We start from the raw sequence: 24,520 nt of genomic DNA, 5'->3' as shown, positions 1-24,520 counted from the left end.
GCGCAACGCCTTTGGCTGTCATGACTCTTTCAGCGAACGACCGAGCAGCGCTGAGCGACCTGGTACACCGATATGCGGCCGGAGTCGATGACCGCCAATTTGATGCTGTGGTAGCACTTTTCACAGCGGAGGCCGAGTTGACGGTTCCTGCGCCGCCGGCCGAACTGAAGCCGATTCATTCGCATCGCGGGCAACAGGCCATCGCAACCGCGGTTGCATCGGTTGCTGAGGTGGCGCGTACCGAGCACGCGATCGTCGGTGAGGTGTATGACGCGGGGTCGCGGCCCGGGACGGCGCAAGGCCGGGTCGCGTGCGTTGCACATCACTGGACCCAGCGGGCCGAGGATGTCCTCGATGTGGCCTGGCATCTGCGCTATGACGACGAGTACGAGTCGACGGACTCGGGATGGCGGATCAGTCGACGGTCGTTGACGGTCAATGCCATCGAAACGCACCCGGTACGCCGGCTGTTGCCCCCCGATCCGCGCTGAGCCTGCAAATTGCGCGTCTTCGCCTCGAAGTCGGTTAGCCAGAACATGTTTCGGATAGCGTCACCCGACGGGGTAATCCCCCGGTGGTTATTGCATAGCGGCGAGGTTTTCCACCGACTTGCGCACATCGGATCGCAGAACTCGCGCCACGACCGAGCCCACCGGCCCACTGAGTACGCCTCCGCCGATGTCTGCGTGGAGTTGAAACGTCGAACCCGGCTGTATATCAGTAACGTTCATCGCCACGGTAAGGCGAATCCCGCCCCGGCCGCGGCCCTGCAGCTCAATCGATTTGGGTTCGTCGTAGCGGGTCACCGTCCAGTGAACGATGTTGCGGAATCCCTTCACCCTGATGCATGACGAGACCTTGGTGCCTTGCTCGATCGTCGACGGGATCTCGCCGCGCCAACCACCGAAGATCGTCATCCACTCGTCGAATCGACCCAGATCGGAAGCCAGCTTCCAGGCGGCGCTAGGGTCCAGATCCGACGACGTCGAAACATCTACCTGTGCCAAGGTTTGTCGCTCCTTATGAGACCGTGGCGGAAAATTACGGGGACCGGGCAACACCACCTAGGGCCCCCAAACTGTTTGGACCGCATACCCCCGCATGGGGAGGCGGTAAACGCGCCCGCCCAATGACTTCGCGCTTGGTCCCCGGCCAACTCAGCTAACTCCGGACCCTGAACAATCTGCCCGTGATCGACTGCTGCCAACGATTACGTCGGACAAATGCCTTGTACCCAGTCGCTGACGAGTTTGTTGTATTTCGTGTAGTCCGGGTCATCAAAGTGAGCACCGCCGGTGGTGACGAAGTGTTCGATCGCTCCTTGACCTGCGCCGGCGGGTCGTATTTCGCAAGGGTGTCGGCAGCTTTGCGGGCGCCATCTTTATCGGACGCGGTGAGCAGGTCCGCGTTCGCGCCGGTGACGTCGACGCATTGGCTGATGTCTAGCGTGGTGGACGGTGCTGCCTCGGTGGTTTCGCTCGACGGAGACCCCGTCGTAACAGGCGCGGAAGCGGAACTCTTTCTTGTGGATCCGGGCGAATTGGTAGCTTTGCTAGCGGAAGAACAGCCCGATATCGCCAATCCGGCGACTAGCATTGCCGCGACCAACCAGCGATGGGTCATGTGAGCCTCTACATGCTGGATCTATCAGTCTGAAACGGCTATCGCACGGCGGTAGACTAACCCACCCTTACTGGCGGCGAGAAGGGAATCCCGCTCCGGCTGCGACCATGTGGCTCAATGGATTTCGGCTCGGCTAAGCCTAGGGCCAGGCCTCGTTCAACTTCTCTTGGACATCGATGATTTGGGCTGCTTGCGATTGGGGTGCATCGATTTCGTCGGCGACGTACTGAGCGATGAATCGGCGAATCTCGCCGTCGACGCCGGCCAGAATGCGCAATATCTCGCCGCGGAACGACTTCGACGACACATTGACGGTGATATCGGACGGCCGTGGCTTCGCGACGTCGACAATCAGCACCAACGGGTCGGCGGCACGTGCGGTCGCACGCAATGCAATGTCTCCGGAGACTACAAACTGCTGCTTGTCGAGGCGCAAGTCCAGGAGTAGGTCGATCGACAGAGGAATGTGAATGACGAAGGTGATGCTGTCACCCAAACGTCGTGTGACGCGGGGCTCTTGGATCTTGACGTTTGCGCTGACCTTGGCAATCCCACCGGGTCCCTGAGCAATCGGCTCCATGGCGAACTCGCTGCCGGCAATTTCGGCGAAAGCCGCGGCGACACGCTCGGGCGTGACGGCGACCTCGAAGAATCTGCGTCCGAACTCTTCGTAGGTGACATACTCGTGGTTTTGCATAGGCTTATACCGTCTCACGGTACTTGCCGGAATCTTCGCTGATCCGTCCGCGTCGCAGGAATTTCGCGGTGGATACCACCTGCTGAGACCGGCCGGCGGGAAGGTCCGACCCCCATTCCATTGAGTTGTGAACAACGCCACACGTCGGCGCTTCGATTCGGTGTGTCGGCCGCTGGCCTGGGAGGCTTGACGACTGGAGGTGTTGGAGTGTGATGGGCACCCACGAAATGATTGAGCCGCACTCAGCCGTCTCCCGGCTCGAGGGGGTTCTGACCTGGTTTGGCGGCGGACACTGGCGCGAATTAGGTGAGCGTCACGAGAGGTCCACCCACGCCGTGGCGGGCGCGGTGGTGCTGCTCGGAGCCGTGCTGGCCTGGCTGGTCGCGGCGTTGGCGGTGAACGGGTCGGCCCGCTGGTCGCTGTTTGCGGTCGTCGCGTTGACGCTTGTCTTCGGTCTGCTGGTTGGCGCGGTGACTCGCGGCATCGCGGGCGGCCCGCACCGTGGCTGGGCCGGCATCGCGGGCCGCGCGGTTGTTGCCGTGGCAGTCGGCGTTGTCGTCGGCGAACTGGCCGCGCTCGCCGTGTTTTCGCGCTCGATCGATCACCGCCTCGACGATCGGGCGCTACGTACCGCCGACTCGGCGCCGGCCGTCGTGCAGGCCTCGGAGACGCTGGAACAGTCGCGGAATGCGCGCGCCGGGCTCGACAACGCTGTCGCGCAGGCCCGCGACAACCAGGACAACGCCTTGGTCATCGCGCGCTGTGAATACCACCCCAGCCCGGCGTGCCCACAGACTCGGATCACCGGTGTTCCCGGCTCCGGTCCCGAAACCCGAACGGCTAACCAGCTTCTCGCCGATACTCAGCGTCAGCTCGACAATGCATTGGCGGCCCGCGACCGCCAGGCGCCCGAATTGGACGCGACAATTAGCCGCCAGGAGCAGGCCGTCACCGAGGCGCGGCAAAGCCTGCTCGCCGATGCGGGCCCGGGCGGACTCGGCGCACGCTGGCTGGCGATGAACGACCTCACCTTCGCCAGTGCCGGGGCGTTGATGTTGCGGCTGTTGACGATCGCCTTTTTCGTGCTGGTCTACCTGCTGCCCCTGATCCTGCGGATGTGGCGCGGCGAGACGACCCAGGATCGTCATGCGACAGCACGCGCGGACCGTGAACGCGCCGAACTCAATGCGGACACCGCGGTCGCGGTCAAGCAGGCCGAGATTCGCCGCGAGGCCGAAATCCTGTGGGCCGAACATCAACTCACCCAGGCTCGACTCGCCATCGAGGCGCAGACCGAAATCGACCGGGAGCAGCAACGCCGGCGAGTCGCCGACGCCATCGAGGCGCCGCAGACCGCGTCATCGCAACGGACCTTCGAACCGGTGGAGGAAGACATCTACCTGCCGATCGCTGCCGAAGCAGAGGCAGCCAGCCGAGCTATCGCCGAATTACCGGCCAGCGCAAAGGATTCCGAGGCTGAGGCGCCGCAGGAGGTGGAGAACCTACCGGCACAGGTCGAGCAGGCCGCCGAGGTGCAAGTGCCGGACGAGCGCGTCACGCCGCTAATCCCGTCCCTTCCCGATGCAACTCGGGCGGCGGCCCGCTGGATTCGCCCGCTGGTGCCGCCCTTCGTCGCGCGGGCGATCGACAACAGCACCGCGCCGCTGCGCACCGCGCGTCAGGTGTTCGAAGAAGTCGAGGAGATTACGTTTTCCCTGCGGCGCACTCGCAAAGTGACGATGGACTCCGAGAGCTCAGACGCCGGCCAGCCGTCGTCGGGGCCGTCCTCCACGGATGCGGCGCACCCCGGGCGGATCCCCTCGTCGCACGGACAGCATGAGGCTCGCGATTACCCCACCCGGCAGCTAGGCAGGCACCGAGGGAGCAATCCGTTACGGCTTTCGGTCAAAGACACCGACGGCTTGGAGCTGGGGCCGGCCGATAGCGGCCGTACGCGCGAACTGACCGAGCGCAAGGGGCCGCGCGAACTGCGTTCCCCCGAAGGCCCACGCCAACTTCCGCCCGGGAAATAGCTGCGGGTCATCTGACGGCTAGCTCCAGTCGTTCGAGACGACGTACCAGGAGACTGGGCATCCAACGCCCGACGTCGGCCTGCTCGATCGCCGAGGTCCGGTCGAGCAAGAGCCGCAATACGATCGTGGCTTCCAGGCGCGCCAGCGCAGCGCCGACACAAAAGTGCGCGCCCTTACCAAAACTGATGTGCCCCTTGACCTCAGCGCGATCGAGCAGGAACTCGCCGGGCTTCTTGAAATGAGCCGGATCGCGGTTGGCAGCCCCCCACAACAGCAGCAGGTGCGAGTCGGCGGGCAACTCGACCCCGGCCAGCACGGTGCCGTTACGCACGTGTCGGTAGTGGCCCCGGAACGGGGGCTCGTAGCGCAACGTCTCCTCGATGAATGCTGGGAGCAGCGCGGGGTTTTCCCGCAGCTGCTGCTGGATATCGGGACGGTTTGCCAGTATCCAGGCCGCGCTCCCCAACAACGATGCCGTCGACTCTCCCCCGGCGGCGAACAAAATCACCATCATCACCTGGGCGGCGACGGTGTCCACCTCGCCCGACGCGCAGGCAGCGGCGAGCTCACCCAACAGGTTGTCCTGGGGATCTGCCGCGGCGAGGTCGAACTGCTCGTTGATATAGCCGCTGAGCTCCATCACGGCGATACCCGCGGCGGTCAGCTGTTCTTCGCTGACGAGTCCCTCGACCGTCTGGGTCGCTGCGTATCCCCATTTCATCAGTTGCGCGGTGTCGGCGGCGGGCACCCCGATCAGTTCCGCCACCACCATCATGGGTAGCCGGTTGGCCATCGCATCCATCCATTCGATGCGCCCATCGCGCAGCGCCTGGCGCCACAACCGGTCCGCGGTGTCCGCGGCGAATTGCTCGATTGCGCGAATCCGCCTGGCCGCCAGGTGGCGCACCAACAGCTTGCGGTGCACGGCGTGCGCCGGATCGTCGGCAGTGGCCAGCACATGCGTCGGTCCGCCCAGCGCATCCATGTCGAACGCCTTCACGCCACCGTCGGTGGTGTAGGTCATCGTGGCGGTGAGGTTCGACGAGAAGTCGTCGGGTCGGGCGATCACGTCGTTGACGGCATCCCAGCCACACACGGCATAGAACTCGGAGTCACCGATTTGGTGCACCGCCCCGTCAGCGCGCATGCGCTCGTACAGCGGGTAGGGGTCCTGCAGAGATTCGGCGCCGAAAAACGTGCCGGGGTGGGCTATGACGGTCACGTCCCCAGCGTGAGAACCCGGATATCCCCACGTCAATGGGCGTACGGAAAGTTGAAAGCCGCTGTCGGGGGCGCCGCGTCCGATCGTCTCAACAGGGATCAACGACCTGCGACGATGGTGAGATGAATAGTTACTATTGTCTCAACCTGAGATACAGACGTTCTTACTTCTCGCAGCAAAGGGGCGGTGACTGGTGTCGCGTGACGATTGGTTGGTCGGGGGCGATCGCCGCACAATTGCCGCAGAACGCATCTATGCGGCCGCCACCGAGATGATCACCCGCGAGGGGCCAGAGGGCTTCGACATCGATGCATTGGCGAAGCGCGTCCATTGTTCGCGCGCCACCATCTACCGCCATGCCGGCGGCAAGGCGGAAATCCGCGACGCAGTCACCACCCGCGCCGCAGCACGGATCGTTGAATCGGTGCGTCAGACCGTCGACGCGATGAGCGGCGCGCAGCGAGTCGTCACCGCGATCATCGTGGCGCTCAAGCTGATCCGGGCCGATCCCCTGTATCAGCTGATGTCCAGTCCGGGCCGGGCCGACGATATCGCCTGGCTCACGGGATCGCCGCTGTTGGCGGCATTCGCCACGGATCTCACCGGGCTCACCAACGGCGACCAGCAGGCCGCTCAGTGGGTGGTACGCATCGTGTTGTCACTGATGTACTGGCCGGTCGGCGACGAGGAGACCGAGCGTGCGCTGGTAGAGCGTTTCGTCACGCCCGCCTTCACCAGCGCGGGCTGAACGGGCGTTAATCGTCACCGAAAGCCGCGTGTAGCTCGGGCAGGAAGCCAGCCAGGTGGTTCATTTCCTGCGCACAGTGCACCAGCAGATTTCGGGCGTTGGTCTCCGGGTTGCCGAGTATGCGAGACGCGATGGGGCGCAATGCTTTTGAGGCAACACCGGGAGCGTTGCGTACGGCGATGTGAGGCCCGCCCATCCAAAATCGGGAACGCATTTCGGATCCGCTCGAGGTCGACCGGACGTGGTGGATGAACCATCCGACATCTACCGGGGCATCACTGGCGCCCAGCCGCGCACAGATCGCCACCGCATCCGCGCTGTCGGGTGGACAGCCCATCGCCGCCGGATCGACGAATTGAATTGCGCCATTGAGGATTGTTGAGCCGATGTACTCGCTGATCAACGACCACCGACCGATGTAGCGCTGGGCGCCTTGGCGGCCGGCGTCGTCGTCGCCGTCCTTCCACGCGGCGGACAGATGTGCCCGCGGGTGCCACAGCTTGTAACGGCGGGTGTCACTGCCATGCCAGCCGAACCACCACGACCACATCCCCGGCGTGACGCCTGGCATGTCGGTGCGGACCGACACGTGATAGCCGCCATCATCGAGAACCCCGTAGCCGTTCTCGGTCTGCTGGTATCCCGCGGCGGCGACGGTCGCGGCGTCGTCGAACGCGACCAAGGCCATCCCACCTTGCGGGCCATGCTGCAGCGCTTCGACGACATGTTTTGGTAACGCGGCCATTTCGGGATTGAAGAATTTGCCGAACGGTGTGTTCACATCGTCGTTGCGGTAGCCGAGGTAGAGGTCGCCGGCCATCAGAGTCGCCCCATCCAAGGGTTGAACAGGCCATCTGGGTCGTAGTCGGCTCGGATCTTGTCGAGGCGGACCATGGCCTCGTCGCTGGCGAACCGGGCCGGGCGCTGGCCGAGATTTTCGTCGGCCAGCTGAATGCCGGTCGCCAGATGCGACATCGCGGCCATGTTGGAGCGCGCCCAGTCGCCGTACTTCGCGTCGTCGGACTCGTTCTTCCAGGCGCCGTAGAGCGCCAGGTACACCTCGTCTTCGATGCTGTAGGCCATGTCCGGGCGATTAGGTGACGGCCCCCAGTTCAGCCACAGGAAGTGCGACGGGTGGTCCGGAATCGTGTCGATGATGTTGCGAATCCCCGGCAGCAGATCCTCCGCCGGGGCCGACGTCCACATGTTGTCGGCGGCGTAGCGGTGGTCGGCGAGGTAATTGCTCATTACGGCGGTGTACCAGGTCGGCATATCGGTTGGCATGTAAGGGATCTTGACCAGTGCCTTGTCAATCACCGGCACGGTTCCGAAGATCGCCAGGGCCTCCTCGGCTTCTTTGTCGGTGTCGGCGAACGCGGGTGACGCGAACGTGATGGCCGGGCTCTCCAGGTTCATACTCGGGACGCTTCGGCTTGCCACGATTTGCATTTCGACGCGACGGTCCACCTCGGCGCTGACGTTGCGCGCCCACGTGTAGATCTCGTCGGCGAGCTCGATTGGATAGACGTAGACGCTGGTGCCGCAGGCGCCGGGCCGCTTGTACAACTTGAGGTAATACGACGTCACCACCGCGAAGAAGCCGGGGCCGGCGCCGCGCGCGGCCCAGTACAAATCGGCGTGATTGTCTGCGTCACAGTGAATTTGCTCGCCTTCGGCCGTGACGACATCCAGGCCGATCACGGACTCACACGCCAACCCCCAGACTCGGCTGTTCCAGCCATAGCCACCCTGAAGGAGGTAGCCGCCGACGCAAACGCCCTTACAGTGCCCGGCCGGAAAGAAGAGATTCTGGGCTTCCAGCTCACTCATCAGGATGCTGCCGCCTTTGCCCGGACCGACGACGGCGATGCCCTTTTCGGCGTCGATGTTCGCATGGTCGATCCGGCTGACGTCGATCAGCAACGCGCCGTCGCGCAGGTGGTTTGCCGCCCAGCTATGGCCGCCGGAACGGATGCTGACCTTGTGCCCGTTGGCCTTTGCGTAGCGCAGCGCTCCGACGACGTCGTCGGTATCGACGGCCGCAACGATCACGTCGGGGTAGCGCTCGGGCACGCGCTGGTTCCACACGGTGCCGCGGCGGGCGGCTTCATATCCCTCGTCGCTGCGAAAGAAGTGCCGCCCTGCAGGTAGCGCACTCATCTGGAGCTCCTTTGATCCATATTCCGGTTCAATGTAGTTCGGAATGCGGAACACTATAGTGGAATTGTGCCGCCCACGGAACCCACTCCGCCCACCAATCGCGACGAAGGCATCCAGGTGCTACGCCGCGCCGCCGCCGCCTTGGACGAGATCGCCGCCGAGCCCGGACAGCTCCGGCTGGTTGATCTCGGTGAGCGACTTGGGCTGGCCAAATCCACGGCGCGCCGGCTGCTGGTAGGGCTGGTGGAAGTCGGGTTGGCCAAGGTCGATGCGCGAGGCCATTTCTCGTTGGGTGAGCGCTTGCTGGGTTTAGGTAGCGCGGCCGGAGCGCACGTCTCGGCGCTGTTCCGGCCGACAATCGAACGGGTCGCGGGTGCGACCGACGGTGAAACCGTCGATCTGTCCGTCTTGCGTGGACAGCGGATGTGGTTTGTCGACCAGATCGAATCGTCGCACCGGCTCCGCGCGGTCTCTGCCGTTGGCGTGCGGTTCCCACTGGAGGTGACCGCCAATGGCAAGGCGGCGCTGGCGACCCTCGACGACGCCGAGGCGGAGGCAGTGATCTCCCGGTTCAATTCCGGCGTCGCCGACCGGTTGCGCCGCGAGATGGCCGAGATCCGGCGGACCGGGATTGCTTTCGATCGCGGGGAACACACCCAGGGGATTTCGGCAGCCGCTATCGCGCGACGAACCTTGGGCGAGAACGTGGTTGCGATCTCGGTGCCGGCGCCCACCGAGCGCTTCCTGGAAAAGGAACAGCGCATCATCGCAGCATTGCGCACGGCGGCCGACTCACCCGCGTGGACTCGTTGACGAGGCGTGAAGGAGCGGTGAAGATCCGCTGACGGACCGCCGCTATGACCGGTCGCGGCTCGCTTTGATCGCCGGTTTGATTGTCTTGCGACGGCGCCGTAGGCGCCGTGACCGTCCCGGCCACTGGAGTTCGAGCGGAAAAATAGCGTGCTCTACCGGCTTTAGATCGGCGGGCTCTTCGCAATGGTTGGCACGGCCGTGGTACCCCCCAGGGACCCCGGCCGCGCCAAGTTCTTGGTCACCTGTCAACAGCTCAGAGCTGCCGCTCCGGTGAACAATTGACCCCACTCATAGCGCGCAGCCGACTGCGCCTCTGTGAAGCTGGACGTCTTCTCGCCCTCGCCAGCGAGGTGTACGAGCGCCCATGCCATTGCGTATACCGGGACCCGGTGACGCACTGCCGCGTTGTGCAGTTCGTCGAAGGCGGTCTCCGAACGGCACCGACGTAGTCCGATGATGATCCCCCGCGCGGTATCGAGAATGCGGCTGGAGTTCGGGCCACACGAAGTCTGTGCGGGAACCCAGTTCGCCATGCTGTGCATACCTCCTGTTGCGCCCAACGAAATCCACTACCCGACATAGCGAACAAGAATCCTTGCGAGAACGCATAACTCACTATCGGGATTCTCAAAGGCGCACTGTGCCATGATTTGTGGAACGACGCAGTTATGCCATACCGCCGTGGACATCGATATCTGCTTGTGACCGTGTCGATACCGGACCCGCCACTATTCGGCGTCAGATGTAACGCGAGACTCATTCATACCGATGGATATTGGTCGGGTTATGCAATCGCCGGGAGCAACGGGTATTTGGCGGGCCTCGATGAGGGTGTCATCACAGGATGGAATTGAGGTCCTTCGCCTTAGCGATGTCATCCCACTCGACGCCGAGTTCGAGCAAAATCTCCTCGGTGTGCTGACCATGTTCGGGAGCGCGCGCGGGAAGTGGCGGAGTTTCGTTGAATTGGACCGGCGCAGCGACGATTCGGTATTTCTCACCATTGTCGTCGACGTTGGTCACGACGTAGCCATTCGGCTCGACCTGTGGGTCATTGAGGGTCTCTCGCGGCGTCGCCAACGGCCCCCACACTCCGGGCTCGCTCTCGAGCACTTTCTGCCAGTGCGCGAGGTCTTGGCTGGCAAACACATTCGCCACAATCTCGGTCGCCGCGGCCGCGTTCGCGATCAGGTTGCTCGACGGTACGAATCGTTCGTCGGTAGCCAACTCCGACAAGCCGATACGCTCGCAGAAACCGACCCAGAATTTGTCGGGCTGTAAGAAGACCAGCTGGATCCATCTGCCGTCTTTGGTTTTGTATCGGTTCACCAGCGGATTGATGGCCAACCCGGGCGGTGCCCCCGGAATGCCGTCGATGTCAAAGAAATCGGCGGCCGAAATCGATGGCGCGATGGACCACATCGCTTGCGCCAGTAGCGACGAGTCGACGATCGTCGGCTCACCGGTGCGTTCCCGGTGAAACAACGCCGCGCACACGCCGCCGGCCAGCGTGGCCCCACCCTGCAGGTCGCCGAACCCGGGGCCCTGGACTGCGGGTGTATCGGTACCGAAAGGCGTGAGTGTGTAGGCAACGCCGCCCCGGGCCAGGTAGGTAGCGGCATCGAAGCCGCCGCGATCGCGATCCGGGCCGCGGACCCCCAGGCCGGTGCCGCGCGCAATGATGATCTTCGGATTGAAGGCGCGAATGTCGTCGACGGTCAGTCGGGCCCGTTCCAGTGCGCCGGGCAGCCAGTTGGTCAAGAAGACATCCGCAGTCGCCAACAGGCGGCCGAACAACTCGCGGCCCGTCTCGGACTTGATGTCGATCGCGATGCTGCGCTTGCCGCGGTTACCCAACTCGAGGATGAAGTCGGCGTCCGGGCGGGCCGCTGCACGGGTGAACCCGCCGACCACCAGGGCTCGCCCCGGGTCGCCGAAGGCGACACCCTCCACTTTGATGACGTCAGCGCCCCAGTCCGCAAGGGCCGCGCCGGCCGACGGCACATAGGTCCACGACGCCAATTCGACAACCCGCACCCCTTGAAGGACGCCACTGCGCGCGCCTGACATCGCCAACCCCCTCGTCCGGACTCTGTCCTTGCTATTTTAGGTATTCTAGTTACTCTAAGGGATATTGATAGCCCGGCTACAGCCACGCGAAGGTTTTCGTGGAAGAGATGCGATGGAGCCGATCGTTGGTCAGATCCCGACCCCCGATGCGATGGCACTGGAGCCTGCGACAACCGGGCGATTCCTCCCAGCGGCATAGGCACTTCGCCGGCCCGCGAAACCAATAGGCACCGGGACAAAGGATCAGCAATGGGAAGGGTGACAGGCAAGGTAGCCGTGATCAGCGGCGCCGCGCGGGGTCAGGGGCGGTCGCACGCACGGATGCTGGCCGCCGAGGGTGCCGACATCATTGCGGTGGATCTCTGCGAGGACATCGACACCAACGAGTACCCATTGGCCAGGCCGGAGGATCTCGACGAGATGGCGCGGCTGGTCGAGAAGGAAGGTCAGCGCGCCTTCACTGCGATAGCCGACGTCCGCGACCGGGTGGCCCTGTCCACCGCGATCGATCAGGGCGTCGCCGAACTCGGACGCCTCGACATCGTGATCGCCAATGCGGGCATCTGCCCGCTCACCGCGGGTCTACCGCCGAAGGCGTTCGCCGACGCCGTGGACGTGGACCTGGTCGGCGTGCTCAACCTCGTACATGCGAGCATCAAGCACCTACAAGCAGGCGCGTCGATCATCGTGATCGGATCCAACGCCGCGTTCATGTCCTCGATGAACACCACCGGCATCGACGGAGGTCCCGGCGGGGCCGGATATGCTTTCGCGAAACTCGCTGCGGCGCATTATGTTAACGACTTCGCTCGAGCACTGGCGCCGTTCTCCATCCGGATGAATGCGGTGCACCCGACGAACGTCAACACCGACATGTTGCACAGCCCACCGATGTATAGAGCGTTCCGGCCCGACTTGAAGGAGCCCACCCGCGAGGACGCCGAGCCGATTTTCCCGTTCGTGCAGGCGATGCCGATCCCCTACGTCGAACCCGAGGACATCAGCGAGGCGGTGCTGTTTCTCGCCTCCGACGCCGCGCGCTATATCACCGGGCAACAGTTGCGCGTCGACGGTGGCGGCTTCCTCAAGGTGAAGCCATGGTCGGGCGCGTGACCGCAGAGGCATCAACCAGACTGCACCACAACGGAACTACGCAATGACCCGCATCGAATCCCCCGAAGCCCAAAGGCGCCTCTATGCGCTGATGGTGCTGATGAAGGCGGCTGACGACCGGCTGTCCAAGGGCATCGGCACCGGCGAGTTCATGTGCGTGTATTGGCCGTCGCGCGGCCAGGAGGCGATCGCCGCCGCGATGGGTGTCGCGCTGCGCCTCGACGACCAACTGGTGACCACCTATCGCGGACTACACGATCTCATCGGCAAGGGCGTCCCGCTCGAGGAGATCTACGGCGAGATGATGGGGCGCACCGTCGGCGCCAGCCGCGGCAAGGGCGGCACCATGCATATCGCCAAACCTGATGTGGGTGTGATGCTTTCGACCGGCATCGTCGGCGCCGGACCGCCGGTGGCCGTAGGGCTGGCGATGGCCGCCAAGCGCAAGGGGCTCGATCGTGTCACTGTGGTCAGCTTCGGCGATGGTGCCACCAACACCGGCTCCTTCCACGAAGCGGCCAACATGGCCGCGCTCTGGGATCTGCCGATGGTGTTCGTCTGCCAGAACAACCTGTACGCCGAGATGACGCCGACCAGCGACACCATGAAGCTCGCGGCGGTGGCTGATCGGGCAGCCGGCTACGGCATGCCAGGCGTTCGCGTCGACGGCAACGACCCGCTGGCGGTGAAAGCCGAGCTCGACCAGGCGCTGCAACGCGCACGCGAGGGCGCCGGCCCCACCTTCATCGAGTGCGTGACGTTCCGCTTCCGCGGCCATTATTTCGGCGACCGGATGCCCTACATCCCCAAGGAGCAACTCGAAGCGGCGATCGCAGCGGACCCGGTGCCGCGCTTTCGCCAGCACCTTGGCGACGCGGGCATCTGCGGTGACGACGAACTCGCGCGCATCGACGACGAAGCACAGGCGGCGGTGGAATCCGCACTGCAGATGGTGATGAGTGCAGAGTCCCCCACGGCCGACGAACTCGACCGTGACGTGTACGCAACCCCGATCAAGTTCCCGGTGTAATGGCATGGACGAAAAAGAGATGACGATGCGCGAGGCGCTGAACCTCGCGCTGGATCAGGCGCTGCAGGCCGACGAGCGAGTGTTTCTGCTCGGCGAGGACATCGCCGATCCCGGTGCTTCCGGACCAACGGCGGGACTGTCGACGAAATACGGTCACGACAGGGTGCTGGACACCCCGATCTCGGAAGCCGCGATCGTCGGGGCGTCGATCGGCGCCGCGATCGACGGACTGCTACCGGTGGCCGAGATCATGATCATGGACTTCATCGGCATCGCCGCCGACCAGCTGATCAACAACGCCGCCAAGCTGCGATTCATGACCGCCGGACGGACAACGGCCCCGATCACCATCCGCACCCAGGTATATGCCGGGCTGGCGACCGGGGCCACGCATTCGCAGAGCCTGGAGGCGTGGTTCATGCACATCCCCGGGATGAAGGTGATCGTGCCTTCCACGCCGCGCGACGGCAAAGGCTTACTGACCTCGGCGATCTTTGACGAAGACCCGTGCATGTTCGTCGAAACAATCCGGCTGCAAAGTAAGAAGGGGCCGGTTCCCGTCGACCCCGGCTTCGCGATTCCACTCGGGCTGGCTGATATCAAGCGGCCGGGCACCGACGTGACGCTGATCAGCTACGGACGCGCCGTGCACGACGCGCTGGCGGCGGCGGGCACTCTCGCCGAGCAAGGCGTCAACGCCGAAGTCGTCGATCTGCGCACCCTGGTGCCGCTCGACGTCGAAACCATCGTCGAGTCCGTCCGGCGTACGCACAAAGCCGTAATCGTGCACGATGCAGTCCAATTCGCCGGCCCTGGCGCGGAGATCGCCGCGATCCTGCAATCCGAACTGTTCGGCGAGCTCGCCGCACCCGTCGAGCGGGTGGGTGCCCGGTTCGTGCCCAATCCGGCCGCGGCAGCGCTGGAAGCGCAGGTGTACCCGTCACCGGCACGCATTGTCGAAGCGGCACGGCGCACCTGCAAGAAGGAGAATGCGCTTGGCTGACTTCGTTATTCGCATTCCACGCGTATCGGTCGCGGTATCCGAGGCCGAACTCACCGGGCTGCTCGTCGACGCCGGTGAGCACGTCGAGGCGGGCACGCCGATCTATGTGATCGCCACCGAGAAAGTGGAACAGGAAATCGAAGCCGGGGCATCCGGCACCGTCCAGTGGACGGGCCAGGTCGGGAGCACCTACGACATCGGCGCCGAAATCGGCGTCATCACGTCATAAAGAAGAAAGGTAAGCCCTTATGGATCTCAACGAGACCCGTGAAAGAATCATCTACGAAAAAGAGGGCCCGATCGCCCGCGTCACGCTGAACTGGCCGGAGAAGGCTAACGCCCAGGATCAGAAGCTGGCCGAAGAAGTCGATGCCGCGCTGCTGGACGCCGATCGCGACTACGACATCAAAGTGCTGATCATCAAGGCCAACGGCAAAGGCTTCTGCTCTGGACATGCCATCGGCAACAACGCGGTCGACTACCCGTCTTTCGTCGAGGCCGCCCAGGTGATGGGCACACCGTGGAAACCGCAGCCCGATCTGTTCGTCAAGCCGATCCTGAACCTCTGGGAGTTCTCCAAGCCGACGATCGCGCAGGTGCATGGATATTGTGTGGGCGGTGGCACGCACTACGGGCTGACCACTGACATCGTCATCGCGTCGGAGGATGCTTACTTCTCCTACCCGCCCCTGCAGGGGTTCGGCATGCCGTCGGGCGAATGTTCAATCGAGCCTTGGGTGTTCATGAACTGGCGGCGCGCCGCGTACTACCTCTATCTTGCCGAGGTGATTGACGCGAAGAAGGCGCTGGACGTCGGCCTGGTCAACGAGGTTGTTCCGCGTGACCAACTCGACGACCGTGTCGAGGCCATCGCCCGCCACATCGCACAGGCCCCGATGACCACATTGCTGGCGACCAAGGCCAACCTGAAACGAGCCTGGGAGCTGATGGGAATGCGGGTGCACTGGCAGAGTTCCAATGATCTGGTCGCGCTTGCATCTATCAGTAAAGACGTTCAAGAGCTGATTCAGACGGTGTTCAAGGACAAGGTGCTGCCGTCCGAGCAGGCCCGGCGCCAGGCCGCGGCCGCCGCCCAGACCGACGGCGCCGCAGCCACTTAGGCCTGCTGGTGAACATTGCCGATCACGCGATCGCAGTCGCTGCGGCGCCGGCACTGATTGCCGACGGTGGCGCGATCTCCTTCGGCGAACTGTACGAGAGGAGTCAACGGGTCGCCGCGGCACTGCACGACGCCGGACTGCGGCACGGCGACGGCGTGGCGCTAGTGCTGCCGAACCGACCGGAATTCTTCGAAATAACTTGGGGCTGCCAGCTTTCCGGTCTCTACTACACCACCGTCAACACCCACTTCATGCCCGACGAGGTGGCCTACGTCATCGGCGACTCGGACGCGAAGGCGGTCTTCATCGACGGCGACATGGCCGAAATCGCCGCCCACATACGCGATGTCAGCACCGCGGTCCGCGTCCATATCAGCGTCGGCCGGGGGGTGCCCGGATGGCGCGGATACCAGGACGTGCTGGCGGCTGCGGGTGACGCCCCGCCGGTGTCGGATGGATCGGAGATGCTCTACTCGTCGGGCACCACCGGCCGACCCAAGGCCGTGCGCCGGCCGCTGCCGGCCGACGGTAACGGCTCGTGGGCCCAGTCGGTGCTGGAGATGGCACTGACCCATCGCTACGGCATGAGCCCGTCGAGTGTGTACTTGTCCCCCGCGCCGCTGTATCACGCGGCCGGTGTGAACTACACGATGGCGGTCAACCGCGTCGGCGCCACGTCGATCATGATGCGCAAGTTCGACGCCGAGACCGTGCTGCGGCTGATCGACACCCACCGCGTGACGCACGCCCAGTTCGTCCCGACGATGTTCGTCCGGATGCTCAAACTGCCCGAGGCGGTGCGGGAAAGCTACGACGTCTCCAGCCTGCGCTGCGTGATCCACGCGGCCGCGCCCTGTCCGGTGGACGTCAAGCACGCGATGATGGAGTGGTTCGGGCCGATCATTCACGAATACTACGGCGGCACTGAAGGATTCGCGGGAACGGTGATCGGACCGCAGGAGTGGCTAGCTCACCCCGGCTCGGTGGGGATTCCGATGGCCCCGGTGCATGTGGTCGGCGATGATGGACAAGAGCTTCCCAACGGCCAGGCTGGAGAGCTTTACTTCGAAGGTGGGCCCGATTTCGAATACTTCAAGGATCCCGCCAAGACCGCGTCGGTATACAACGAACGCGGTTGGCGCTCCTTGGGCGATATGGGCTACGTCGACAAGGACGGGTATATGTACCTGACAGATCGGTCGACGTTCATGATCGTCTCCGGCGGGGTCAACATCTACCCGCAAGAGGCGGAGAACCTCTTGGTCATGCATCCCCAACTGGTCGACGCCGCGGTCTTCGGCGTTCCCAACGACGAGTTCGGTGAAGAGGTCAAAGCCGTCGTACAGCCCGTCGACGGTCTTACACCCGGACCCGAGTTCGAAGCCGAGCTCATCGCGTATTGCCGAGCCCACCTGGCCGGCTACAAGTGCCCGCGCACAGTCGAATTCGACCCGGAGCTGCCTCGCGATCCGAACGGGAAGCTCTACAAGAGGCGGATTCGCGAGCGTTACTGGCAGGGGCGGGCATCACGAATCGTGTGACGCAGATGCAAGGGATGACGAGATGGCTGTAGAGACCGGCGGGGTCCAAACCTCGCACAACGCGGGAGCGAACTGGACGGCGTTGCCGGTGCCATGGGCGGTCCAAGCCGCCGATCGAATTCCCAAGCAGCGTTACTACGACCCGGACTTCTACGCGCTCGAGGCCGAGATGTTGTGGCCGCGAGTGTGGCAGATGGCCTGCCGGCTCGAGGAGATACCCAAGCCGGGCGACTACGTCGAATACGAGATCCTCGACGAGTCGATCATCGTAGTGCGGGTCGACAGCGACACTGTGCGGGCTTATCACAACGCATGCCGCCATCGCGGGGTAAAGCTGGTGGAAGGCAATGGCTCTCTTCTTGGGGCCCGCCGTGCCTTCGTGTGCCCGTTCCACGGCTGGTGCTGGGGCATCGACGGCCGCAACACCTTTGTCTTGCGGCCCGAAGCCTTTGCCGAGGACAACATGCAACCCGATGACCTTGAACTGGTTTCGGTCAGGTGTGATAGCTGGGGTGGTTGTGCGTGGATCAACCTCGACGACGGTGCGCCGCCGCTGCGGGACTGCATGGAACCGTTCGCGTCGATCTACGACGCCTGGCACGTGGAAACGCTGCGCACCGAGTGGTGGCAATCGTGCCGGCTTCCGGTGAACTGGAAACTCGCCACGGCGGCCTTCATGGAGGGCTACCACGTTCCGCAGACACACCCGCAACTGCTGCCGTCGGCACAGAGCGGCAGTGCGTCGGCCGCGGTGCATCCGGTGGTGCAAAGCAGCCTGTACTTCATGCGCACACTCGGCGACGGTATGGGCGGCATGACTCATGAGAACGACATCCGCATCGCCGAGGGCCTGCAGACCATCGAACTACCGGCCGACCCGGGAGCGGCGATGGCCGCATGGCGCAGTGCCCTCAACGATGCCGTCGTGAGTTGGCATCGCGCGCGGGGCAGCGTGATGCCCGATCTCAACGACCTGATCCGCCGGGGCATTACCGACGCGATCGGATTCTGCTTCCCCCACCACTTCATCCTGCCGACCTACAGCAGCGCCTCTTCGTACCGGATTCGCCCGCTTGGTCCCGAGGAGACCCTGTTCGAGATCTGGTCGCTTACCCGTTTGCCGTCCGACCTTTCCGCGGGCCGGCCCACACCACCGGAACCCATGGCGCCCAACGATCCGCGCTGGCCGCCGATCCCCGCCCAGGACTTCTCCAACTTGCCGCGGCAGCAAAAAGGACTGCACTCCAAGGGTTTCGAATACATGCGCCTGTCAGATCAGATCGAGGGATTGATCTCAAACTTCGAACGAGTCATCGACGGGTTCCTCGCCGGTTTACCTTACGACGCACTGGTTCCCGCGATCACGAAGACCAACACCACGATCGACGTTCCGATCGCGGATCTCGGATTCAGCTCGGGGGCCCGATGACCATTCAGTGGGATCGTTCGGTAGATCTGCTCATCGCGGGTAGCGGCGGGGGCGGCATGGTGGCGGGACTGGCCGCACTGGACAGTGGCCTGGAACCTCTGATCGTCGAGAAGCAGGCGCTCGTCGGCGGATCGACCGGGCTTTCCGGCGGTATCGTCTGGCTGCCGAACAATCCGTTGATGCGCACGGATGGTATCTCCGACTCACACGAAGACGGACTTGCTTATTTTGCCGATGTGGTCGGCGATATCGGTGCGGCTTCCTCGCCGGCCCGACGCGAGATGTTCCTGACTGCGGGCTACGAAATGATCAATTTCCTGATCCGCAAGGGTGTTCGGTTAATCCGCTGCGCCGGTTGGAGCGATTACTACCCGAATCACAAGGGCGGCAACGAGTCCGGCCGAGCCGTCGAGGGAATCCCTTTCGATGCCACCGAGCTGGGCAGTTGGCACGACAAAGTGCAGCCGCCACTGGCCAAGAACTATGGCTACGTGGTGCTCACCAACGAACTACGCTCGGTGCAGTACTTCAATCGCGCGCCGCGCGCGTTCGCGGTGGCGACAAGAGTGTTCCTGCGCACCGTGGCGGCTCGGGCGCGTCGTACCCAGGTCCTCACAAACGGCTCCTCACTGATCGCTCAGATGCTCAAAGCGCTGATCGACCTCGCCGGCAATCAGCCGCCGCTGTGGACGAGTGCCGCGATGGAGGATCTGATCGTCGAGGACGGCCGCGTCGTGGGTGCGCGCATAAATCGGGACGGCGTACCCGTGCACGTCGAAGCGCGCAAGGGAGTTTTACTGGCGGCCGGCGGTTTCGGTCACAACAAGGAGATGCGACGCCGGTTCAGCGGCGACCAGCCGAATGAGGGCCAGTGGTCGATCGCCAACGCCGGTGATACCGGCGAAGTACTCGAGACGGCGATGCGGCTGGGTGCCAAGACCGATCTGCTGGACGAAGCATGGTGGTTGCCTTCGGTTTTCATCGCCAACGGCGGCGCTGTCGCCGCATCCCTTGGCTCTGGGCGACAGCGTCCCGGCGCCATCTACGTCGACTCGACCGGCCGGCGATTCTGCAACGAGTCGAACTCCTACGTCGAGGTCGGCAAGGCGATGTACGCCAACAAGGCGGTGCCCTGCTGGATGATTTTTGATGAGGGATACGTTCGCCGGTACGTCACCAGCGCCAATCCGCTGAAACGTAACCAGCGCCTGCCGGCCGAGCTGATCGAAAACGGGGCGGTCAAGCGGGGCGTCACCATCGCGGATCTCGCCGGCCAAATCGATCTGCCCGCCGACGAATTGTCACGCACCGTCGAACGGTTCAACCGGTTTTCGGCTAGGGGCCTGGATGCCGATTTCGGCCGCGGCCAGTCGGCCTACAACGACTGCCTCGGCGATCCGGGTTATCGGCCGAACGCCGCCATCGGCCCGCTGGACCGTGCGCCGTATTACGCGACCCGGGTTCTCCCGGCGGACGTCGGAACATGCGGCGGTGTGATCACCAACGAGTACGCCCAAGTGCTCGACCAGCAGGACCAGGTGATCGACGGCCTCTACGCGACCGGCAACATCACCGCGACGGTGATGGGCCGCAAGTATCTCGGCGCCGGAGCGAGCATCGCCAGCTCGATGGTCTTCGGCTACGTGGCCGCACGGCACGCCGCCGGACGCAAAATTGCCGGCGAGATGAGCCGCAGTCGCGGTCACCTTACTTAGAGCACCACTCCTGAAGGCGTCGCGCCGGGTTTACCGGCAACCGGGGGCTCGGTGGGAGCGCTGCCCGATCCCTGACCTCCCGGCGCGGCACCTTCGGCGAGTCTCGCCTCCTCGTCGGCCTTTTTCTGCTCTTCGTCTTTTTCCTCGTCGTCCTTTTTCGCTTCGTCAGCGGGCGGCAGATCCGTGCTGGTGGTGTCCGAAGCTAGCTGCGCAGGCGCCGAGCCGCCGCCCATGCCGCCCTGCGTGAGGCCCTGGATGCCCTGCATCGCGCTCTGCAGACCCTGTGACATGCCCTGCATACCCTGCGACATGTTCCCCGCAAGCTGACCGAGCTGGGCGGGTGTCGGACCGGGCGTTGGCGTCGCACCGGGCTCCGGCTTCGGCTCCGGCTCCGGCTTGGGCTCCGGTTTTGGCGTTTCTCCGGGCGGTTTGATGACCGTGGACTTGGGGGGAGCGTCTGGATTGAGCGGCTTTAGCGGGATGTTGGCGTACTGAACGTAATACTTCAACGCCGATTCCGACTGGGCCTGCAGTTTCTCATACCATTCAATGGCCATGGGGATGTATGCGTAATTACCGTATTCGACATAGCGCCTGTACCAATAATCGCATTGCGATACCTCATAGGTCGTGGGATGTGCGCCGCCCAGGGAGTCCTGGTGTTCGTAGCCAGTGGTGGCGGTGGCCTTTTTGTGCACGTCGACAACCCGGTCAGCCTGTTGAGCAAGGTCACCGCATAATTTCGCCATCGAATATATCCACTGCTTGTGTGCCTGAAAGTCGCGTTCAACTTGTGCCGTCGCCTCGCCCTCCCAGCGAGTAAACAGCCGGAACCGATAGGTCTGTTCTTGAAATGCCTGCAGGAACGCTCGCCATTCCTGCGCAAAGGCCCTGAACGCCGTGCCCTGATCGCCGGATTCAATGTCCTCGGCTGCCTGTCTGACTTCGTAGTACGGGTATTCGAATGGCGCGGCGGCGGCCATGGCTCCGGCGCCGTCCAGGGCTCGTCATCGGCGACCACCGGCGCCGCCGATACGCCCGTCGTGGCAGCGTCGCCGGTCATGATCTTGGCGATGTCCTGCGCGGCTCCGGTGTCGACCTCTTCATAGGCCTTGGCCGCATTCCGCAAGGATTTCGCGAGATTCCGCCATTCCCGTTCGCACCCTTTGAGGTACAACCGCAAGGTGTCAGCGGTAAGCACGAGTCGTGCGGCGGTATCGGTGATGAACGAAAGGTTGCAGGGCCCTGGCGGGTTGGTGGACGGAATATTCGGCAGCGGTTGCTCGAGTTCGTCCGCCCGCGTCAGGAGTTCCTCATATTCCACGTTGAGCGTCTGCGTCATATCGGCTCGTTCTCCTTATGCTGAAGCAATCCTCGCCGGTCGAGTCCAACTAACCCTCTCGTCGCGCCGGTCACGCGGGTAATGCAGTGGCACGTCGCCGTTACCTCACGCAATCCTAATTGATCGAGCGGGGCTGTTACGCGGCAATTTTCACGCCCTCACCGGGGCTTAAGCCTGATCGACAGCCGCATCCCACAGAGTGCGGGGCCGCTAACTGTCCGTCCACCCTGGGCAGCGTGACCGCGGCGTCACGCCGGCGGAGTGTCTTTTTCGTCGCGGTCGAGGAATTCACGCGGCTTCATGCCCGATTGCATGAGTTCGGCTCGCCGCGCCTGGACATCGGACGCGGCACCGACCATGTTGGTCAGGATGTGGCTGACCTGAAGGTGCACCCGCATGCCCATCAATTCCCAGGCGCGCTTGACGTTGTTCTTCACCGCCATCAGCGTGGTCAACGGGATCTGGGCAATCTTGTGCGCCATCTCCTCGACCGTGGCCTCGAGATCGTCGCGCGGCACCACCCTGTTCAGCAGACCCCAGTCGAGGGCTTGTTGGGCGGACAGCGTCGGCGCCAGCAACAACCAGTCCATGGTGCGATGCCAGTTCATCAGTAACCACGGCTCAATCATGGTGTGCCCGCCCGGTTCTCCGAGACTTTGGGCAAGCGGCATCTGGAAATACGCGTCGTCGGACGCCACGCAGAAGTCGGTCAACAAGCCGAGATAGATTCCGCCCCCCATGCAATAGCCATGGATCTGGGAGATGGTCGGCTTAGGGAACTCCCACAAGTACAGCGTTGGCCACAGGAATAGGTCGGCGGTGCCTTTGTACAGATCCTCAAAGGTATTTCCGAAGCCTGGGTAAGGGTTTTCCTCCGGACCCCAGCGGGCCACGTGGCCGCCGCAGAACCCCTTGCCATTCGCCTTGAGGATGACGACCTTGATCTCGCTGTCGCGGTCCGCCTCGTGCAGGCAATTGTCGACTTCCGTGACGAGGACGGAATCCTTGGTATTGGCCTTGTCGACCCGATTCAGAATGATCCGCGCAATCGGCGGTTCGCGTTCATAGATGATCGCTTCGAGGACGCGACGCTCCATCACCGGGACCTTACCCTGGCCGCAATTCATTTAGAGGTTGCGTGATCTTGAGGTGTGGAGTGAGCTGTATTGAGTGAGCAGTGGGCTGTGCCACCGCTTAGATTCCGACGACGACTGGAGCTGATATGGCAACTCCTCTGGACCGGGCGACCCAGCTCGACCTGGTGGCCAGGCTCAAGTCCTCCTACCCCGAACTCCCAGACGCGCCCACCCCCGATCTGATCGATCACGAGCGCTTTGCCGCCTACGTCAAAACCCCGCACGATGTCGGTGGCGAGCCGGATGCACCGATTGAATTCGAGAACAAGCAGTACGAAATCTGGGAAGAGAACACCTACGTGATGTGCGAGGTGCTTGGCATGCGCGGAATCTGGTTGTCGGAGGAACGACGCCGGATGGGCAATGTCGATCTCGGCCGCACGATCTATCTCGGACTCCCCTATTACGCGCGCTGGCTGCTGGCGGTGGTGCGCGTGCTGGTCGAGAAACATCACATCGGCGTGAGCGAATTAGCCGAACGCATGGCCGAGGTGAAGTCACGGTATGCGGGCGGACTGCAGGGAAAGCCGTTGGAGGCCAAGCCCAAGTTCGAAGGCGATCCGTCCGGGGTCGAGCGCAATGAACATCACCTGCATGCGGTTGGAAAGGGCGACCCGCAGATGTTCGCCGGGCAGGCCGGAGATCCGAAATTCAAGGTAGGCGACAAGGTGGTGGTGCGCGAACTTCCCGTCCTGCTTTACACGCGCACCCAGGAATACGTACGCGGCGCGACAGGCGAAGTCGCGAAGGTGTCGTACGAAAGTCCCGCAGCCGAAGACGAGACATGGGCCGGCCCTAACCAAAAAGCCGAATGGTTCTACATCGTTCGCTTCAACCTCGCGCAGCTGTGGCATGGCTACACCGGTCCCGCCAATGACACGCTGCAGACCGAGATCCCCGAGCGTTGGCTTGACGCGGCCGCCTACTCCGAGGGGAAATCAGCATGAGCGCTCACGACCACGATCACGATCGCACCGCCGCACCAATGGTGGATGAGATCACCGACTTCGAAGTCCTCGAGATCGCACTTCGCGAATTATGCATAGAGAAAGGAATTTTCACCGCTGAGGATCACCGGCATTTCACCGAATTCGCCGAGCATATCGGCCCGACACCGGCTGCGCGGCTGGTGGCACGGGCCTGGCTCGATCCACAATTCAAGAAATTGGCCCTGTCCGATCCGCTCGCGGCCAGCAAGGAAGTCGGCGTGGATTGGCTGCAGCCGACAGGGTTCGGAACGCCGAGCGATTTCACCGCGTTTCACGTTCTCGAGGACACACCCACGTTGCATCACGTCATCGTGTGCACGCTCTGCTCATGCTATCCGCGTCCGATACTGGGCAATTCGCCCGAGTGGTACCGCACACCCAATTTCCGCCGACGCATCGTGCGCTGGCCGCGGCAGGTGCTCGCCGAGTTCGGGCTCTACCTACCCGAGGACGTCGAGATCCGGGTGGAGGACTCCAACCAGAAACACCGCTTCATGGTGATGCCCGTGCGTCCCGCAGGAACTGACGGCTGGACCGAGGATCAGCTGGTCGAAATCATCACGCGCGATTGCTTGATCGGCGTCGCGCTGCCCAAGGTCGGGGTGACGACGAACGCTGTCACCGAGACCCGGCCCGCCAATCATCCGGTCGGCGACTGATCGTCGGGGCAGGCTGGTGAGCACCTCCGAATGGTCCCCGATCGCGCCGCTGGCGAAAATCGTTGAACGCAATCAG

General features: G+C 63.6%; 24 protein-coding genes and 1 pseudogene. 15 read left to right on the top strand and 10 right to left on the bottom strand.

Features of this window, described 5'->3' with window-relative positions; all coding sequences use genetic code 11:
• The first annotated feature begins 20 nt into the window (after positions 1-20).
• Entirely contained in the window at positions 21-491 is a 471-nt protein-coding gene (locus tag DB708_RS16010) for a nuclear transport factor 2 family protein (RefSeq protein WP_108923362.1), read from the top strand.
• A gap of 87 nt (positions 492-578) precedes the next feature.
• On the opposite strand, the gene DB708_RS16005 is transcribed toward DB708_RS16010, so the two are convergent.
• Complete coding sequence (locus DB708_RS16005) at positions 579-1,007, bottom strand: type II toxin-antitoxin system Rv0910 family toxin (RefSeq protein ID WP_108923358.1); 429 nt, start codon at positions 1,005-1,007, stop codon at positions 579-581.
• 275 nt (positions 1,008-1,282) lie between these two features.
• On the opposite strand from DB708_RS16005, the gene DB708_RS16000 reads away from it, so the two are divergent.
• A complete protein-coding gene (locus DB708_RS16000) occupies positions 1,283-1,627 on the top strand; it encodes a hypothetical protein (RefSeq protein WP_108923356.1) in 345 nt (114 codons plus the stop codon).
• Positions 1,628-1,762: 135 nt separating this feature from the next.
• Here the strand turns inward: DB708_RS16000 and DB708_RS15995 are convergent, their stop codons facing one another.
• Positions 1,763-2,320 (bottom strand): hypothetical protein, encoded by a 558-nt coding sequence (locus DB708_RS15995; RefSeq protein ID WP_108923354.1) that lies wholly within the window; start codon positions 2,318-2,320, stop codon positions 1,763-1,765.
• Positions 2,321-2,532: 212 nt separating this feature from the next.
• On the opposite strand from DB708_RS15995, the gene DB708_RS15990 reads away from it, so the two are divergent.
• Positions 2,533-4,353: a DUF4407 domain-containing protein gene (locus tag DB708_RS15990; protein ID WP_108923352.1), complete on the top strand. Its 1,821-nt coding sequence runs from the start codon at positions 2,533-2,535 to the stop codon at positions 4,351-4,353.
• A gap of 7 nt (positions 4,354-4,360) precedes the next feature.
• On the opposite strand, the gene DB708_RS15985 is transcribed toward DB708_RS15990, so the two are convergent.
• Positions 4,361-5,575, bottom strand: a complete 1,215-nt coding sequence (locus tag DB708_RS15985) for a cytochrome P450 (RefSeq protein ID WP_235616786.1) — start codon at positions 5,573-5,575, stop codon at positions 4,361-4,363.
• A gap of 193 nt (positions 5,576-5,768) precedes the next feature.
• Between DB708_RS15985 and DB708_RS15980 the strand changes: the two genes are divergently transcribed.
• On the top strand, positions 5,769-6,323 hold the full coding sequence (locus DB708_RS15980; RefSeq protein WP_108923350.1) for a TetR/AcrR family transcriptional regulator: 555 nt from the start codon (positions 5,769-5,771) through the stop codon (positions 6,321-6,323).
• A gap of 7 nt (positions 6,324-6,330) precedes the next feature.
• On the opposite strand, the gene DB708_RS15975 is transcribed toward DB708_RS15980, so the two are convergent.
• A complete protein-coding gene (locus DB708_RS15975; protein WP_108923348.1) occupies positions 6,331-7,143 on the bottom strand; it encodes a DAPG hydrolase family protein in 813 nt (270 codons plus the stop codon).
• Positions 7,143-8,483, bottom strand: coding sequence for an FAD-binding oxidoreductase (locus DB708_RS15970; protein ID WP_108923346.1), 1,341 nt, complete (start codon positions 8,481-8,483; stop codon positions 7,143-7,145). The genes DB708_RS15975 and DB708_RS15970 overlap by 1 nt, the downstream gene beginning before the upstream one ends.
• Before the next feature lie 66 nt (positions 8,484-8,549).
• Here DB708_RS15970 and DB708_RS15965 point away from each other — a divergent pair, with 66 nt between their 5' ends.
• Positions 8,550-9,296 (top strand): IclR family transcriptional regulator, encoded by a 747-nt coding sequence (locus tag DB708_RS15965; RefSeq protein WP_108923344.1) that lies wholly within the window; start codon positions 8,550-8,552, stop codon positions 9,294-9,296.
• Positions 9,297-9,541: 245 nt separating this feature from the next.
• Here DB708_RS15965 and DB708_RS27730 read toward each other — a convergent pair whose 3' ends face one another.
• Both DB708_RS27730 and DB708_RS15955 read right to left on the bottom strand, forming a co-directional pair.
• Positions 9,542-9,829 carry an ANTAR domain-containing protein gene (locus DB708_RS27730; RefSeq protein WP_108924336.1) on the bottom strand — a complete coding sequence of 96 codons (288 nt, stop codon included), beginning with the start codon at positions 9,827-9,829 and terminating at the stop codon, positions 9,542-9,544.
• Between the two features lie 304 nt (positions 9,830-10,133).
• Positions 10,134-11,366, bottom strand: a complete 1,233-nt coding sequence (locus DB708_RS15955) for a CaiB/BaiF CoA transferase family protein (RefSeq protein ID WP_108923342.1) — start codon at positions 11,364-11,366, stop codon at positions 10,134-10,136.
• 249 nt (positions 11,367-11,615) lie between these two features.
• On the opposite strand from DB708_RS15955, the gene DB708_RS15950 reads away from it, so the two are divergent.
• From DB708_RS15950 to DB708_RS15915, 8 genes are read left to right on the top strand one after another with little or no spacing between them, the layout of a single operon-like run.
• The gene (locus DB708_RS15950; protein WP_108923340.1) at positions 11,616-12,479 is read left to right on the top strand and encodes a mycofactocin-coupled SDR family oxidoreductase; all 864 of its coding nucleotides are present in this window, start codon (positions 11,616-11,618) and stop codon (positions 12,477-12,479) included.
• A gap of 43 nt (positions 12,480-12,522) precedes the next feature.
• Positions 12,523-13,509 carry a thiamine pyrophosphate-dependent dehydrogenase E1 component subunit alpha gene (locus DB708_RS15945; RefSeq protein WP_108923338.1) on the top strand — a complete coding sequence of 329 codons (987 nt, stop codon included), beginning with the start codon at positions 12,523-12,525 and terminating at the stop codon, positions 13,507-13,509.
• Between the two features lie 4 nt (positions 13,510-13,513).
• Complete coding sequence (locus DB708_RS15940) at positions 13,514-14,512, top strand: alpha-ketoacid dehydrogenase subunit beta (protein ID WP_108923336.1); 999 nt, start codon at positions 13,514-13,516, stop codon at positions 14,510-14,512.
• Positions 14,505-14,741: a lipoyl domain-containing protein gene (locus tag DB708_RS15935; protein ID WP_108924334.1), complete on the top strand. Its 237-nt coding sequence runs from the start codon at positions 14,505-14,507 to the stop codon at positions 14,739-14,741. The genes DB708_RS15940 and DB708_RS15935 overlap by 8 nt, the downstream gene beginning before the upstream one ends.
• Positions 14,742-14,760: 19 nt before the next feature.
• Positions 14,761-15,633 carry an enoyl-CoA hydratase/isomerase family protein gene (locus DB708_RS15930; protein WP_108923334.1) on the top strand — a complete coding sequence of 291 codons (873 nt, stop codon included), beginning with the start codon at positions 14,761-14,763 and terminating at the stop codon, positions 15,631-15,633.
• 8 nt (positions 15,634-15,641) lie between these two features.
• Positions 15,642-17,174, top strand: a complete 1,533-nt coding sequence (locus tag DB708_RS15925; RefSeq protein WP_108923332.1) for an acyl-CoA synthetase — start codon at positions 15,642-15,644, stop codon at positions 17,172-17,174.
• A gap of 22 nt (positions 17,175-17,196) precedes the next feature.
• Positions 17,197-18,603, top strand: a complete 1,407-nt coding sequence (locus tag DB708_RS15920; protein ID WP_108923330.1) for an aromatic ring-hydroxylating oxygenase subunit alpha — start codon at positions 17,197-17,199, stop codon at positions 18,601-18,603.
• The gene (locus DB708_RS15915; RefSeq protein WP_108923328.1) at positions 18,600-20,318 is read left to right on the top strand and encodes an FAD-binding protein; all 1,719 of its coding nucleotides are present in this window, start codon (positions 18,600-18,602) and stop codon (positions 20,316-20,318) included. The genes DB708_RS15920 and DB708_RS15915 overlap by 4 nt, the downstream gene beginning before the upstream one ends.
• Here DB708_RS15915 and DB708_RS27725 read toward each other — a convergent pair.
• The 3 genes and pseudogenes from DB708_RS27725 to DB708_RS15905 all read right to left on the bottom strand — a co-directional run bounded on the left by DB708_RS27725 (position 20,315) and on the right by DB708_RS15905 (position 22,757).
• On the bottom strand, positions 20,315-21,301 hold the full coding sequence (locus tag DB708_RS27725) for a PPE domain-containing protein (RefSeq protein ID WP_108923325.1): 987 nt from the start codon (positions 21,299-21,301) through the stop codon (positions 20,315-20,317). The genes DB708_RS15915 and DB708_RS27725 overlap by 4 nt on opposite strands.
• Before the next feature lie 119 nt (positions 21,302-21,420).
• Positions 21,421-21,660: pseudogene (locus DB708_RS28220) on the bottom strand (hypothetical protein); the annotation flags it as partial.
• 248 nt (positions 21,661-21,908) lie between these two features.
• Positions 21,909-22,757, bottom strand: a complete 849-nt coding sequence (locus DB708_RS15905) for an enoyl-CoA hydratase-related protein (RefSeq protein ID WP_108923323.1) — start codon at positions 22,755-22,757, stop codon at positions 21,909-21,911.
• A 125-nt stretch (positions 22,758-22,882) separates the two neighbouring features.
• Between DB708_RS15905 and DB708_RS15900 the strand changes: the two genes are divergently transcribed.
• Both DB708_RS15900 and scnC read left to right on the top strand, forming a co-directional pair.
• Entirely contained in the window at positions 22,883-23,743 is an 861-nt protein-coding gene (locus DB708_RS15900; protein WP_108923322.1) for an SH3-like domain-containing protein, read from the top strand.
• On the top strand, positions 23,740-24,444 hold the full coding sequence (gene scnC / locus DB708_RS15895) for a thiocyanate hydrolase subunit gamma (RefSeq protein WP_108923320.1): 705 nt from the start codon (positions 23,740-23,742) through the stop codon (positions 24,442-24,444). The genes DB708_RS15900 and scnC overlap by 4 nt, the downstream gene beginning before the upstream one ends.
• The last annotated feature ends 76 nt before the right edge of the window (positions 24,445-24,520 follow it).

This window comes from Mycobacterium montefiorense, assembly GCF_003112775.1.
GTDB classification, from domain to species: domain Bacteria; phylum Actinomycetota; class Actinomycetes; order Mycobacteriales; family Mycobacteriaceae; genus Mycobacterium; species Mycobacterium montefiorense.
Note: the sequence above shows the minus strand (reverse complement) of the source record. Positions and strands in the feature narration are given on the sequence as shown.